The sequence below is a fragment of the Pseudomonas sp. JUb42 genome, assembly GCF_024807945.1.
In the GTDB taxonomy this organism is placed as follows: Bacteria; Pseudomonadota; Gammaproteobacteria; order Pseudomonadales; family Pseudomonadaceae; genus Aquipseudomonas.
In genome coordinates this window covers 1-15096 of record NZ_JANUFD010000023.1, presented here as the reverse complement: position 1 = coordinate 15096, position 15096 = coordinate 1, and the positions used below count along the sequence as shown (strand labels likewise).

Genomic DNA, 15096 nt, shown 5'->3' with positions numbered 1-15096 from the left:
GCCTGCCAAGGGCTGACCAACGGGTCGACAACCGGCGGGCAACACGACAGATATCTACCGACCGGGCGCCTGAAACATGCAGTTAGCTTGCCTTTTTTCATACAAAGGCAACGCCAGCATGACGCAAAATAGCGACGACCTTCTGATGACCAGCGAAACCTGGTCCGACTATCAGGCCTTGAACCTGATTGAAACCAGGCTCAGCGCCCATCTCGCCGACTTGAGTATTGAGCGGCGCCAGCGCTATGTGCAGCTTTGCCGCAGCGAGCCCCAGGCGCGCAACGAATTGGCCGAGGCTATTCAAGGCTTCAAAAAGGCTTTTGAAGAGTCTGCCCGCCGCGATCTGGCCGCGCTGTTACGGGACAAGTGCGGGCAGAACCTGGACCTGGACCACACCTGGCTGCACACGCGCCTACCCGGATACACCGCACCACGGACGTTATGGCAGGCAGCGAAAGAAAACTTCGCTTTCAACCTGGGGAGCGGCCTGCATTCCGGCCTCGACTTTCAGCGCGCCAGCACCCTCAACAGCCACTCCGGCGATCCGTTGGCAGCCCCGGTCCCCGGCCTCAGCGTAGTGGACTTTATCAAAACCGTTCGTCAGTTCGACTTCGCAACACGCCTGCGCCTGGCCCTGGACGAGCAACTGCAGACGACGATCAAACCGTTGGTCATCAACCATTGCACAGCGTGCATTGAGTTGGATGTGCTGGAAGCCGCTCGCAGTAAAGCCCTCAGCGGACAAGCGCTGGAGGATAGCGTCCAGCTATTTCACATACCGCCCGGCGCCAAAGGTCTGGAGTGGACGTTTTTCCATTTGCAGTTCGGCGTCCCTTTACTCGGGCGGCCGGACACTCTGGGCTTGCCATTCTGCGTCATCCGCCTGCCGTACAGCAGCGGTGTCTTCAGCTATTTCCCCCGCCGCCCGCACGGTGCATTGCGCCATCATGCCGACCCGGCCCAGGCTATCGAATCACTGCGCGAACAGATCTGCACCGATGCCACGGCCGATCGAATTGAGTGGTTGCTGCGCGGAATTTCCCTGACCGATCAGGCCACCCTGCTCGGTGAGCTGCAAACCCGGATCGTGGACGAAAGCCAGTTGAACTGGCTGGCCAGGCATCTTTACCGGGCATTCGGCACTCAGGCCTCCCCTGCCACGCGAATCCATATTCGTGCCGAACCAAATATCTCGAAGCCGACCAGCCACTCGCTGCTGACCGCCATGGCCCTGCGTCAGAGACGGGTCATCGCCGAAGATCTGCAACACCTCACCACATCGACCGCGAGCAGTGACCTGCAACGGGTGACTAAAACCCTGAAATACATCGGCAGCGAAATACTCGAGCTGCTTACCCTCCCCATGCCTGGCGGGGTCACCGGGCTCAATCGTCTGATGCTCGGCGCCACTCTCGGGCTGTTGGCCCACAACACCCTCAGCGCTGGAGAGGCCCTGTCTCGTGGCCAGTCTGCGGATTTTGTTCAGGCCGTTGGCGATATTGCCGATCTGGTGATCAGCGGCCATATCCAGGGTATTGGCGCCCGATTGTCGGCCCAGCGCACCCGCCAGCTGATCAAGGCCATAGGGACGCCTCGGGAGGTGGAGCGGAACAACGGCGAGCGCGGCCTGTGGCTCGCAGATCTAAAGCCTTATACCGGGATCGACGCCAAAATCCTGGATGGAATAAGTGCAGATGAGCACGGTCTTTTCAGAAAGAACCAGCGGCTCTATGCGCTGATTCAGGTCGAGGATCAGACACGAATTGGCGAACTTTCCCACGACAAAGATCTCGGGCAGTACCGCCTCAAACATGCCGACCCACGGCAGTACCAGCCCGCTCTGCGCTACGACCCGCAACACGGTCATTGGCGCCTGGCGCCGGTCGATGTCAGCCACCTGACCAGTACCGAGCTGTTGCAGAGCATGCTGCGCCCTGACAGGCCGACATTGAGTCGTGAGGATATTCAGTATCTTCAGACGCTGACCCAGGTGACCCGCGCAGAGCTGGAAGCCATCTGGCACGGCGAAGGCCAGATCGCTCCACTCCTGGAACACGCCATTCGTGACCTGCAATGGCGACGCGGCCTTGATCAACAGCCACACCCAAGTCCGGACTCGTTGATGCTGACACCACATCCGGGCGACAACGTGCAAGCCCGCCTGCTCAGCGCCTTCAATGCACTTAATGATCCCAAGGGTAGGCGCATGGCACCGGATGGCGAGGCACTGCTCTGCAATCTGCTGACCGTGCAGCACGGCTGGCCTGATGAGCTTTGCATTCAGGTGTATCAAGGCACGCGCGGGTTCAGCGGCGAGATCTTCAGGACCCCGCGCTTGCTGGCAACCTACGGCAACGAGTCCGCCAGCAGTGCCCTCATTTTAGCCAGGCTCGATGATCAATATGCGGGGTACGACCGGACCAACGACGACATGCTGCAACCCATCGGCAGCGAACATGCGCTGGCCTCAATGTTGTTGCGCACCCTGAGCAATAGCCAGCGCGAAGGCCTGAACTATCAGATTCATGACGGGCGCAAACTGACAGAAGCACTTTTCAGCCAGGCCCGGCTCAACGTGACAATCATTGAGGATTTGCTGGCGTCACCGGCCACTTACGCGCTCAGTACGACACGCCTCGCAGCCTTTCGTCAGGGCGTCGAATACCGCAGCACCGCGACGATCGACAGCGACGGTCTCTACACCGATAACGGCAAACTCTACGTGCAGATCGAAGGCGAGTTCTATCAGGTGCTGCACGACCTTGACGCTTCGAGCCCAACGCGCAAGATCATGCGCATCGTCAGGCCAGACGATTCGGTCGCCAAGGATGTCGGCAATATCTACGTGGGTACCCGTCCAGGGCGCAGTGAGCCGATCACCCGCAATGAGCAGGGCATCTGGGTCGGCGCCATTGTCGGGCTGATCAGCGGCGGGCCGAAAGTCGATCGTCTCAAGGAAATTCGCGAAAAAACCGAGACGCAACGGGTGCAATACGTGATGGGCAAGCATCACTTTACGACCGCCGCCAACGAACTGCTGGTGCATCTGGAAAAACCCAACGCCTCCGCCTACCTGATCACTGCCGGGGATAACTATTACCAACTCAAGCATATGAGCCTGGGCAGTCTGCATCATCAGTTGATACAGCATGCAAAAGTCGCGAAAACCGACTTCGCCGCTCTACCGGCTGCTTTCGCCTACAAGCGCGAAGCACTCATCGACGCGGTCTGCCTGCTGGATAATGTTTCCCATAATTACGGCGCCATCATTGATGTCTACACCAGCAGCAGCGAGCTGGAAGTCCAGGCACTGGACAAACTCCCGGTCGACCTGAAAGACCCAGCCCCTTTCGAACAGATGCAGACATCCAATAAATACATCATCTCGGCAGTAGAGCGCCTTCGCGGTCTGGCTCACGATGAGATTGATCGCCTGCTGACCAAACTCGATGAATTTCCCGAGCCGCCTGAGCCGCAAAGCCGTAGCAGGCCCGTTCCAGGCAAGAAGAAAAAACCGGAAAAAGCCGCCGCCAACACAGCCCCGCCCGCTCCGGCGCAAAAAAATCGAGTAGAGATACGCACTCAGGACGATCAGGTGCTCAGCGGCAAGCCCCGCAGTGACAACCCCAATATTGTCGACATTCTCGACAGTCGTGGCCAGCGCAAGGCGACCTATCTGCTGTCCAGCAATGGCCAGTATTGGGTCGAGAACAGCAAGCCACGGGAGCGCACCGCCAGCGGCAACACCGTTTCAGCTCCGGCCTGGCCAAGCTACGACGCTTCTGCCCGCAAGCTGATCGATGAAGCCCGACACAGTGAGTCGCTGGCGGATTATCTGGGCAGGAAAAATGACTCCACCCCCTCCGCCCCCCAAGGCTTGCTGGAATATCAGGCCAACCGCCTTGAAGAGCTGGCGCAGGAAATCCAGGACGCTTCGACGCAGTTCATCAACTCTGAAGATCGCCGCCAAGCCCTGGGAAGGACCACAGAGCTGCGTGAGCAGGCGCACTACCTCAGGCAAAAAGGCCAAAACCTGCGCCTGGACTTGATCATCAGCAACAATGCACCCAGCGCCAACGACCTGCAGTACCTGGCTGACAGCAACAACCTGAGCGTGCGCAAGACCCATGAAGAGCGCATGCCGATGGAGCGAGTCAGGAAAAGCAGCCGGCAACACGCAACGCGCGACTATATCGACGAATTCGAACTGAAGATAAAAGACCGCAATCAGGTCTGGGCCTATGCCCATCTGCACTACGCAGAGCTGGCCAGCGACGCGCCGGCATTCGGTGCGGCGCACCTGAAGCGGCCTGATCAGCGATTCCAGGGTGCGCAAACGCAGATCCAGGAAGCCCAGTCCGGGCGCCGCCATGAGATTCATCGCGGCACCCTGGGCGGTGCGCAGGTGCGGGAGATCCTGTTGTCGGAAAAATTCGTATAGGTACGCCTCCCCCGGGAACCTCAATCAACTGAATTAATTTAGCTTTTCTGTGGGACCGGCTTTAGCCGGGAAAACGTATTCCCGGCCAGAGCCGGTCCCTCATATGGAAATGGGCTACGTTTTAGATAACAGCACGCCGGGAGCATAGCCATGCCCCATGCCCTGCACGCAAAAACGCCCTCACTACAGGTCATTGACGGGCGAGGCCTGGATGTTCGTCACGTCACCTATCACCGGGCCCGGGTGGGTGACAGTGCGCAAGCCCGCACTGAAAGGCGGCACTATGATCCGGCAGCCCGAGCCATTGCCACTTGGGACGCGCGCCTGTCCGCGCGCCTTGATCACACCCCTGCAACACGCCCCAATCTGGCTACAGTATTCAGCCTGTCCGGCAGCGCGCTGGCGGTCGACAGTGTCGATGCGGGTTGGCAGGTGTCTTTGCTCGGTGAAGCCGGGCAGCCACTTGAAAGCTGGGATGCCCGGGGCAGCCACTGGTTGACAGATTACGACGAATTCCTGCGACCATCTGCTGTGCACGAGCAATCCGGCGACCAAGGGTTACGGACATCGGAGCGCTTCACTTACGCCGACAACTCAGGGCAAGCCGCTGCCGACAACCTGTGTGGCCGCTTGATCCGCAACGACGATGGTGCAGGCAGCGAACAGGTGCTGGCCTGCGGGATTACCGGCCAGGTTCTGGAGCAAAAGCGGCGTTTCCTCAATAGCCTGGAATTGCCGGACTGGCCGGCGGATTCGGCACTTATCGAGGATCTGCTGGAACCCGGCCAAGGTGCAACCACACAATTCACCTACAGCCCGACAGACGACATGCTCACCCAGACAGACGCACTGGGTAATCAACAGGCGTTTACCTACGGCGTCTGGGGACAATTAAAAGAAATTAACCTGACCCCCGAATACGCAAGCGAGCAAACACTGTTGCATGAGGTGCATTACAACGCCTTTGCCCAGATCGAAGCCCAGACGGCCGGTAATGGCGTGCTCAGCCAGGCACTGTTCGACCTGGCGGATGGGCGCCTGCGGGAATTGATCGCTACCCGGTCAAATAGCGAAACGTTGCAGCATCTGCTTTATGAATATGATCCAAGTGGCAACGTAATCAGCATCGAAGATCGGGCGCAATCGACCCGGCACTTTTCCAATCAGCGCATTGATCCGATCAATCGCTATAAGTACGACAGCCTTTATCAACTAATCGAGGCCACCGGACGCGAAATCGCTGGGGCGAGCATTCGACCGGAGTTGCCCGAACTGGCCAACCTGCCTCTGGATACCAGCCAGTTACTCAATTACATCCAGCACTACCAATACGACGAAGCCGGTAGCCTGCTTGAGCTCAAGCATGAAGGCGCACAGCCCTACACCCGCCATATGCGTGTCGCCGAAGACAGCAACCGGGCGCTACCCTGGCAGGAAGGCGAAGCGCCGCCCGACTTCACCACGCAGTTTGACGCCAATGGCAACTTGCAGACACTGACGGCCGGGCAAGCCTTGCGCTGGGATGCGCGCAATCAGTTGCTGGAAGCCAATTCGCTGACCCGGGCCAATGGCAATAATGATTGCGAGCGCTATGCCTACGACGCCACCGGCCTGCGCCTGCGCAAGACCGCCACGGCCCAAGCGAAAGCCGTGCAACACAACCGTGAAGTACGCTATCTGCCGGGCCTGGAGATCCGCACCGATAGCGTCAGCGGCGAACGCCTCGAAGTGGTCACCCTGCAAGCCGGGCGCGCCAATGTGCGTTACCTGCATTGGGTTGAGCGCAAACCCGAAGGTATTGCCAATGATCAACTGCGCTACAGCGTCGATGATCATTTGGGCTCCTGCACTCTGGAACTGGACAGCGAGGCGCGCCTGATCAGCCATGAAGGCTATTACCCGTTCGGCAGCACAGCCTGGTGGGCGGCCCACTCCGCCGTCGAAGCGAAGTACAAGGTCATTCGTTATTCCGGTAAGGAACGTGATGCCAGCGGGCTTTATTATTATGGTCTGCGGTATTACGCGCCGTGGTTGCAGAGATGGATCAGCCCGGATCCGGGCGGGGCTGTGGATGGCCTGAACCTATATCGCATGGTGGCCAACAACCCGATTAATCATGCAGACCAACAAGGACGGCAGGGGTTCGACGTGACTGCTGCGCTGATCGGCATTGCGACGGTATTGATAACTTTAGCTGCAGGCCTTGGAGCGAACTGGCTGCGAAGGAGACAAGCCGAGCACGCGCACGCTGAGGCTATAAGGAGCCATGTAGATCTACAAACGCAAGAGTTCAGCCTTAACGAGACAGAGACTGCAAAACTATTGAAAAACGTGAAAAACGCTCAGGGCCCCGTCGAGTGGGTACAAGTAGCAAACACCAGGCAGGGACAATTGCGAATATTCGACATTCGTTCGGCCGAGGATTTTCAGTGGTTTAGCGAGAATAAAAACGCCCGTGATTTTTATAAGGAGAACAAGCAAAACAAGCTAAAGGATATTATGTCCGTAGAGCTACGAAGCGGGATTAGACTCAGCGCACCGTCCCCCTCAACCAGTGTAAGGAGCAGCACCAGCACGATCAATCAGTTCCTTATGGAGGAAGGCTCGACACGGGCATCTATCAGTGCTGATGAACGAGCAAGAAGAAAAACAGAAGCCTCATTATTGCCCCTGCCCCGGGCGGACGAACGCAGGCGTTCGGCGCCAGAGCTGGATGTCTCCGCTTTGGAGCGAGCAAGTAAACCCAGGCTCACGCTAGATATCAACGGTTTTTTTGAAGATTCAACGATTGCGAAGTTTTTGAAAAAAAGCGAAACGCTTGGAATGGAAGATGCAATACGTGACGCGCTGGCTAAGTACGACCCAAATCGCCCCAGCCATACCGGCTTAGGCGGAATACCAACGACAGACATCATTCTTGAAGGCGCCGGCGGTGGCAGAGGAGACTATCGTCTGGGCTTCAAGATAGTCGGTTCAACCCATCGCCCAGACGCCATAATGACTCATGGAAAAAACAGGCCTAATATCCTGGCTCGGCGTATTCAGCAATGAAACTTACCGTTCCCCCTTGGACGTCTGACCACTATTCATCATCAAAGTTATAACTACCCGGCGCCAGGTTCTCAAACCGCGTGTACTTACCGATAAACGCCAGGCGCGTAGTACCGATAGGGCCGTTACGCTGTTTACCGATGATGATTTCCGCGATGCCCTTGTGCTCGGTCTCCGGGTGATACACCTCGTCGCGGTAGACGAACATGATCACGTCGGCGTCCTGCTCGATCGCTCCGGATTCGCGCAAGTCGGAGTTGATCGGGCGCTTGTTCGGCCGTTGCTCCAGGGAGCGGTTGAGCTGGGACAGGGCGATGACCGGGCAGTTGAATTCCTTGGCCAGGGCTTTGAGCGATCGGGAGATCTCGGAAATCTCGTTGGTACGGTTGTCGCCAGCGGAACCAGGAATCTGCATCAACTGCAGGTAGTCGATCATGATCATGGCGATATCGCCGTGCTCACGTACCAGGCGCCGTGTACGCGCGCGCATTTCCGAGGGGCTGATACCGGCGGTGTCATCGATGAACAGTTTGCGGTCGTTGAGCAGGTTGACCGCCGAGGTCAGGCGCGGCCAGTCATCGTCATCCAGGCGACCGGCACGGACCTTGGTCTGGTCGATACGGCCCAGGGACGACAGCATACGCATGATCAGCGATTCACCTGGCATCTCCAGGGAATACACCAGTACCGCCTTGTCGCTGCGCAATACGGCGTTTTCCACCAGGTTCATGGCAAAGGTGGTCTTACCCATGGACGGACGGCCGGCGACAATGATCAGGTCGGCAGGCTGCAGGCCGCTGGTCTTCTCGTCGAGGTCGGTGTAGCCGGTGGACAGGCCGGTAATGGCGTTGTCGCTGTTGAACAGCGTGTCGATGCGATCGATGGCCGCCGTCAGCAGCGTATTGACGCTGACCGGGCCGCCGGTCTTGGGCCGCGCTTCGGCGATCTGGAAGATCTGCCGTTCGGCCTCATCGAGAATCTCTTCAGCCGTGCGGCCTTCCGGGTTGAACGCGCTGTCGGCAATTTCGGTGCTGATACCGATCAACTGCCGCAGGGTCGCCCGCTGTCGGACGATCTGCGCGTACGCCTTGATGTTGGCGACGGACGGCGTATTTTTCGCCAGTTCCGAGAGGTAGCCGAGGCCTCCAACCTGGGAGGTCTGACCTTCCTTGTCCAGTTGTTCGGCCAGGGTCACCACGTCAATCGGGCTGTTCTGGTCGGCCAGCTTGGCGATGGCGCGGAAGATCAGGCGGTGGTCATGTCGATAGAAATCGCCGTCCGAGACCTGATCCAGCACGCGTTCCCAGGCGTTGTTGTCCAGCATCAGACCACCGAGCACAGCCTGTTCGGCCTCGATGGAATGCGGCGGCACCTTGAGGGCGGCGGTTTGCAGATCGTATTGCTCGGGAGCGGAAAGTTCGTTCATGACCACCTGAATTCGGGTGTTTGCAAAAAGGAATAGCAGAAAGACAAAGGGCACGACCTGTAAACAGGATCGTGCCCGATGTTAATCCTCCAGCGGCCAGGCCGCCAGACGATTACGTACTGCTTAAGCTGCTACCACGACAACGCGAACGGTTGCTTCAACGTCGCTGTGCAGGTGCACGGCTACATCGAATTCACCAACGTTACGGATAGTGCCGTTCGGCAGACGAACTTCGCTTTTCGCAACTTCAACGCCAGAGGCGGTCAGTGCATCAGCGATGTCGTGGGTGCCGATCGAACCGAACAGCTTGCCTTCGTCGCCAGCGGTGGCAGTGATAGTCACTTCCAGCTCAGCCAGTTGGGCAGCGCGAGTTTCGGCAGAAGCTTTCTTGTCTGCAGCCAGTTTTTCAAGCTCAGCACGACGCTCTTCGAACGCAGCAATGTTAGCTGCGGTCGCTGCGGTGGCTTTGCCGTAAGGCAGCAGGAAGTTACGACCGTAACCGGCCTTAACGTTCACTTTGTCGCCCAGGTTGCCCAGGTTGGCGACTTTTTCCAGAAGGATCAGTTGCATGTGAAAATCCTCTTAACTTTTAACCTTCACCGTTCGCAGGGCCATCATCGGCGTCCTTCGACGCCAGGCGACCGCGAAAATCAATCAGGCTGTCGACAATGGCCAGAGCCACCAGCAACGGATAGATCAGCTGCATGAACATGAGCAGCGTGACGTACAACCCCACCAGCCAGAACCTGGCCAGTCGCTTTTCAGCCACCAGACCGTGCATCAAGGCCAGCCCGGCGAATACCAGCGGGACACTGCACAACGGTGTCAACATCGCCATCTGCGGACCGAAATTCGGCCCCACCAGCATGCACACCAACAGCACCAACGCCGCTACTCGAGGCAGTCTGACAGCGCGAAACTCGCGCCCGAAACCACCCGGGTTGTACAACAACGCTTGCCAGTAACGCCCGACAATCAGGCACAGCACACTGACAATTTGCAGCAAAGCCGCTATCAGGCCGTTCAGGACCGGTGCAATCAATGCTCCAAGGCGCGCTCGCTCCTCTACCGACAGCTGTTGGTAGAGCCCTTCGAGGATTCGCGGCAAGAGTTTTTCCAACTCCAGCGCCATCGCTTCGATGGGTTCGCGGAAAACCGCACCCAGGATCAAGGCATACACCAGACCCATTGCCACGCTGACCAGCAGCACGCGGACCCAGGATTCGCTGGCGCGCAGAAGCGTCGCCAACCCCAGTGAGCCGATCAGCACCATCAAGATGCGAGGATCACCGTAGTACCACCAGACCAAGGCCGGCAGCAGAGCCCAGGCGAGGACACCCATGGCATCACTCAACCCGCGCCGCAGAAGCACAAGGCATCCTGCGGCAGCACTCAACCAGAACAACAGCGGCAATGCCGCACATCCGGCCACTATCAAAGTGGCCTGCACGCGACCGCGCATGATGAAATTAGCCATGGCGCGCATGCGTTCTATCCTTTGCTACTTTTTGTCGACGACCTGGTCTCAGCGGCCGTGGCTGTCGGTGTAGGCCAGCAGGGCCAGGAAGCGGGCGCGCTTGATAGCGGTGGCCAGCTGACGCTGATAACGAGCTTTGGTACCAGTGATACGGCTTGGAACGATTTTGCCGGTCTCGGATACGTAGGCTTTCAGAGTGTTGAGATCTTTGTAATCGATCTCTTTCACGTCTTCAGCGGTGAAGCGGCAGAATTTACGACGACGGAAGAAACGTGCCATGTAATAGGCTCCTCAAAAGGTCCGTGGATTACTCGTCAGCGTTATCGCTAACGTCGCTGTCATCACCATCAACGCCATCGGCGCTGTCGGAGTGCTCAGGACGGTCACGACGCTCACGGCGCTCGCTGCGGTTCTCTTCAGCCTTGAGCATCTCGGACTGGCCGGTAACGGCTTCGTCGCGACGGATGACCAGGTTACGGATCACGGCATCGTTGTAACGGAAGTTGTCTTCCAGCTCGGCCAGGGCCTTGCCGGTGCACTCAACGTTCAGCATCACGTAGTGAGCCTTGTGAACATTGTTGATTGCATAGGCCAGTTGACGACGGCCCCAGTCTTCCAGACGGTGGATTTTGCCGCCGTCTTCTTCGATCAGCTTGGTATAACGCTCAACCATGCCGCCGACTTGTTCGCTCTGATCCGGGTGGACCAGGAAGATGATTTCGTAATGACGCATGAATGCTCCTTACGGGTTGTAGCCTGCCGCAAAATGCGGTCAGACAAGGAGTGAATGACACTGTGAGTCTTGCTCAGGGACAGGCACATCAGCGCCTGCCGTGACAGCAAGGGGCGCAATTGTAGAGAAGGGGATGCACAGGTGCAAGGCAATTGGTGATTATTTGAACAGGAGCAGTTGCCAGCCGCGAGCCTTGAGCTACAAGCCAAAGCAACTGTCGTTCGGCTTGTAGCTCGCAGCTCGTAGCTAGACTACTTCCGCGCAGCGGCCGCCTTGGCATTGCGCTGGCGCATCGCTTCAAACAGGCACACACCTGTAGCAACGGAAACGTTCAGGCTGCTGACGCTACCGGCCATCGGCAGACGCACCAGGTAGTCGCAATGCTCGCGGGTCAGGCGGCGCATGCCTTTGCCTTCGGCGCCCATGATCATGATGATCGGCCCGGTCAGGTCCTGTTCGTATAGTTCCTGCTCGGCCTCCCCCGCCGTACCGACGACCCACAGGCCGCGCTGCTGGAGTTTTTCCAGGGTGCGCGCCAGGTTGGTCACGGCGACAAGGGGAATGACTTCGGCGGCGCCGCAGGCGACCTTGCGCACCACAGGTGTCAAAGTGGCCGACTTGTCCTTGGGCACCAGGACTGCCAACGCACCGGCGGCATCGGCGGTGCGCATGCAGGCGCCGAGGTTGTGCGGGTCGGTCACACCATCCAGCACCAGCAACAGCGGTGCACCTTCGGTGCGATCGAGCAACTCGTCGAGCATGGCTTCGCCCCAGACCTGGCTTGGGCTGACTTCAGCCACTACGCCCTGGTGCACGCCTTCGACCCAGGCGTCCATCTCGCGACGCTCGGCCTGCCCTACCGACACACGGTTCTCGCCAGCCAATTGCAGCAAGACCTGGAAACGCGGGTCGCTGCGACCCTCAGCCAGCCAGATCTGCTTGACCCGCTTGGGATGGTGGCGCAACAGGGCTTCTACGGCATGCACGCCGTAGATCTTTTCCAACTGACTCATGACTTGGCCTTAGGTTTACGCAGACTGCCGCCATCGGCCGCAGATGCCGAGCCCGATTTTGGCGGGCCCTTGCGATGCTTACTGGGTTTAGCAGGCTTGCCCGATGACGCAGGCGCAGAACCGGCTTTACCGGACTTTCCCGATGAGGTCTTGCTGCCGCCCTTTGCCTCCGCCAGCAAAGCCTGTTTCAGCTCGCGGCTCTTGCGTACTTCGGCATTCTTGGCAGCGGCATCGCTCGGACGATAGGCATCGGAAGCCCCATCAGCCTTGGCCGGGCGCTTGCTCGGCGCACGGGCCGGGGCAGACGCCTTTTCCTTGGCAGCCGCAGCAGGTGCCGGGGTAGCAGCCGGTGCAGGTTCGCTGCTGCGACGCTTGCGACCCACTGGGGCAGTCGTGGTTTTTTCCGACATTTCGAAGTCGATCTTGCGCTCGTCAAGATCAACGCGCATGACCCGCACTTCCACGGTGTCGCCCAGGCGGAAGCTGCGACCGGTGCGCTCGCCCGCCAGGCGGTGATGCACAGGATCGAAGTGGTAGTAATCGCCCGGCAAGGCGGTGACGTGCACCAGGCCCTCGACGTAGATATCGGTCAGCTCGACGAACAGGCCGAAACCGGTCACGGCAGTAATCACACCCGGGAAGGACTCGCCAACGCGATCCTTCATGAACTCGCACTTGAGCCAGTTGACCACGTCACGGGTGGCTTCGTCGGCACGGCGCTCGCTCATGGAGCACTGCTCGCCCAACTGCTCCAGGCCCGCTTCGTCGTAAGGATAGATGCGCGCTTTCGGGATGGTCGCGGCACCGGCACGCCGTACGTGCGGCGTTTCCTGTTTAGAGCGGATGACGCTGCGGATGGCCCGGTGCGTCAGCAAGTCCGGATAACGGCGAATCGGCGAGGTGAAGTGGGTGTACGCCTCATAGTTCAGGCCGAAGTGGCCGTTGTTGTCCGAGGTGTAGACCGCTTGGCTCAACGAACGCAGCATGACCGTCTGGATCAGATGGTAGTCCGGGCGTTCACGCACGGTTTCCAGCAGAGCCTGATAGTCCTTCGGCGTCGGGCCGTCCTTGCCTTTGTGCAACGACAGGCCCAGCTCACCGAGGAACGCGCGCAGTTTTTCCAGACGCTCCGGCGGCGGACCATCGTGCACCCGGTACAGCGCGGGAATCTCGTGTTTCTTGAGGAATTCGGCGGTGGCCACGTTGGCAGCCAGCATGCACTCTTCGATCAGTTTGTGAGCATCGTTGCGCGTGGTCGGGCGGATTTCCGCGATCTTGCGCTCGGAGCCGAAAATGATCCGGGTTTCCTGGGTTTCGAAGTCGATGGCACCGCGGGCATGCCGCGCGCCCAGCAACACCTTGTACAGCGCATACAACTGCTTGAGGTCCGGCAGGACTTCCTTGTAGTCGCCGCGCAATTGCCGCGCTTCGCTGGTCTTGGGCTGCTCCAGCATCGAGCTGACTTTGTTGTAGGTCAAGCGCGCATGGGAGTGGATGACCGCTTCGTAGAACACGTAGTCGGTCATTTCGCCGGTCTTGGAGATGGTCATTTCACAGACCATGGCCAGGCGATCGACCAGCGGGTTCAGCGAGCACAGGCCGTTGGACAGCTGCTCAGGCAGCATCGGCACCACGCGCTCGGGGAAATACACCGAGTTGCCGCGCACCTGTGCTTCGGTATCCAGGGCCGAACCGATCTTCACATAGCTGGAGACGTCGGCAATTGCCACGTAGAGCTTCCAGCCGCCGGAGAACAGGCGCAGTTTGCCCGGACGGGCTTCGCAGTAGACCGCATCGTCGAAGTCGCGGGCATCTTCGCCGTCGATGGTGACGAACGGCAGATGGCGCAGGTCGACGCGGTGTTCCTTGTCCTTATCTTCGACTTCCGGCTTGAGCTTGGCCGCTTCCTTGAGCACGGCCTCTGGCCAGACGTGAGGAATGTCGTAGGTGCGCAGCGCGACATCGATTTCCATGCCGGGCGCCATGTAGTTGCCCACCACTTCGATCACATCGCCCTGAGGCTGGAAGCGCGGCGTCGGCCAGTGCGTGATCTTGACCTCAACGAACTGCCCGACCTTGGCGTCGGCGTTGCGACCCGGCGTCACCAACACTTCCTGCTGGATCTTCGGATTATCCGGCACGACGAAACCGATGCCGCTTTCTTCGAAGTAGCGACCCACGATGCTTTCGTGGGCACGGGAGATGACTTCGACGATCACCCCTTCGCGACGGCCACGCCGGTCCAGGCCGGAAACCCGGGCCAGGGCGCGGTCGCCATCGAACACCAGACGCATCTGCGCCGGGCTCATGAACAGGTCTTCCGAGCCGTCGTCCGGGCACAGGAAGCCGAAACCGTCACGGTGACCGGAGATGCGGCCCAGGATCAGGTCGAGCTTATCTACCGGCGCGTACGTCCCGCGGCGGGTGTAGATCAGTTGCGCATCGCGCTCCATCGCCCGCAGGCGGCGGCGCAAGGCCTCGAACTGATCTTCAGTGGTCAGACCAAACTCTTCCACCAGTTGCTCGCGACTGGCCGGCGATCCACGCTCGGACAGGTGCTGCAAAATCAGCTCGCGGCTGGGGATAGGGTTTTCGTATTTTTCCGCTTCACGAGCGGCCTCGGGATCGAGGGACTGCCAATCGGCCATTAGTATGAGTTCACCTTGTCTGTATGCATTTAGTTTGGCATATACCCGATTGAAACGCGAAGACACCATTTGCCGCGCCTTTTCGCTATTTCAAAAAAATTTTACGAAAGGGGGTTTACAGCCCCGTTTTGCCTCCGTAAGATGCGCCCCACAACGACGGCACACGCCACGTTGTAGTTGAAATCAAACGATTTATCGAATGAAATCAACGAATTGCCCAGATGGTGAAATTGGTAGACACGCCAGCTTCAGGTGCTGGTGACCGCAAGGTCGTGGAAGTTCGAGTCTTCTTCTGGGCACCAATTCA

The 15096-nt window shown here is 59.0% G+C and carries 9 protein-coding genes and 1 tRNA gene; 3 read left to right on the top strand and 7 right to left on the bottom strand.

The annotated features are described in order from the left end of the window. The first annotated feature begins 118 nt into the window (after positions 1-118). Together M2401_RS32215 and M2401_RS32210 are read left to right on the top strand one after the other, a co-directional pair. A complete protein-coding gene (locus tag M2401_RS32215) occupies positions 119-4441 on the top strand; it encodes a DUF6543 domain-containing protein (RefSeq protein ID WP_259110740.1) in 4323 nt (1440 codons plus the stop codon). Positions 4442-4591: 150 nt separating this feature from the next. Then, complete coding sequence (locus tag M2401_RS32210) at positions 4592-7492, top strand: RHS repeat domain-containing protein (protein ID WP_259110737.1); 2901 nt, start codon at positions 4592-4594, stop codon at positions 7490-7492. 31 nt (positions 7493-7523) lie between these two features. Here M2401_RS32210 and dnaB read toward each other — a convergent pair whose 3' ends face one another. From dnaB to rnr, 7 genes are all read right to left on the bottom strand, one after another. Next, positions 7524-8918, bottom strand: coding sequence for a replicative DNA helicase (gene dnaB / locus M2401_RS32205; RefSeq protein WP_259110734.1), 1395 nt, complete (start codon positions 8916-8918; stop codon positions 7524-7526). 123 nt (positions 8919-9041) lie between these two features. After that, the gene (gene rplI, locus M2401_RS32200; RefSeq protein WP_259110731.1) at positions 9042-9488 is read right to left on the bottom strand and encodes a 50S ribosomal protein L9; all 447 of its coding nucleotides are present in this window, start codon (positions 9486-9488) and stop codon (positions 9042-9044) included. 19 nt (positions 9489-9507) lie between these two features. Further along, positions 9508-10404 (bottom strand): hypothetical protein, encoded by an 897-nt coding sequence (locus tag M2401_RS32195; protein ID WP_259110728.1) that lies wholly within the window; start codon positions 10402-10404, stop codon positions 9508-9510. A 39-nt stretch (positions 10405-10443) separates the two neighbouring features. Further along, entirely contained in the window at positions 10444-10674 is a 231-nt protein-coding gene (rpsR, locus tag M2401_RS32190; protein WP_002551829.1) for a 30S ribosomal protein S18, read from the bottom strand. A 28-nt stretch (positions 10675-10702) separates the two neighbouring features. Beyond that, a complete protein-coding gene (gene rpsF / locus M2401_RS32185) occupies positions 10703-11128 on the bottom strand; it encodes a 30S ribosomal protein S6 (protein WP_259110413.1) in 426 nt (141 codons plus the stop codon). 251 nt (positions 11129-11379) lie between these two features. Continuing rightward, positions 11380-12141, bottom strand: a complete 762-nt coding sequence (rlmB, locus tag M2401_RS32180) for a 23S rRNA (guanosine(2251)-2'-O)-methyltransferase RlmB (protein ID WP_259110412.1) — start codon at positions 12139-12141, stop codon at positions 11380-11382. Then, positions 12138-14789 (bottom strand): ribonuclease R, encoded by a 2652-nt coding sequence (rnr, locus tag M2401_RS32175; RefSeq protein ID WP_259110410.1) that lies wholly within the window; start codon positions 14787-14789, stop codon positions 12138-12140. Before rnr ends, rlmB begins: the two co-directional genes overlap by 4 nt. Before the next feature lie 215 nt (positions 14790-15004). Here rnr and M2401_RS32170 point away from each other — a divergent pair. After that, positions 15005-15091, top strand: a tRNA-Leu gene (locus M2401_RS32170). Positions 15092-15096 lie beyond the last annotated feature (5 nt).

What these genes read in the sequence shown, in the direction of transcription:
- rnr (WP_259110410.1), bottom strand. Translation starts at nt 14,789, where the DNA reads ATGGCCGATTGGCAGTCCCTCGATCCCGAGGCCGCTCGTGAAGCGGAA.
- M2401_RS32210 (WP_259110737.1), top strand. Translation starts at nt 4,592, where the DNA reads ATGCCCCATGCCCTGCACGCAAAAACGCCCTCACTACAGGTCATTGAC.
- rpsF (WP_259110413.1), bottom strand. Translation starts at nt 11,128, where the DNA reads ATGCGTCATTACGAAATCATCTTCCTGGTCCACCCGGATCAGAGCGAA.
- M2401_RS32215 (WP_259110740.1), top strand. Translation starts at nt 119, where the DNA reads ATGACGCAAAATAGCGACGACCTTCTGATGACCAGCGAAACCTGGTCC.
- rpsR (WP_002551829.1), bottom strand. Translation starts at nt 10,674, where the DNA reads ATGGCACGTTTCTTCCGTCGTCGTAAATTCTGCCGCTTCACCGCTGAA.
- dnaB (WP_259110734.1), bottom strand. Translation starts at nt 8,918, where the DNA reads ATGAACGAACTTTCCGCTCCCGAGCAATACGATCTGCAAACCGCCGCC.
- rplI (WP_259110731.1), bottom strand. Translation starts at nt 9,488, where the DNA reads ATGCAACTGATCCTTCTGGAAAAAGTCGCCAACCTGGGCAACCTGGGC.
- M2401_RS32195 (WP_259110728.1), bottom strand. Translation starts at nt 10,404, where the DNA reads ATGCGCGCCATGGCTAATTTCATCATGCGCGGTCGCGTGCAGGCCACT.
- rlmB (WP_259110412.1), bottom strand. Translation starts at nt 12,141, where the DNA reads ATGAGTCAGTTGGAAAAGATCTACGGCGTGCATGCCGTAGAAGCCCTG.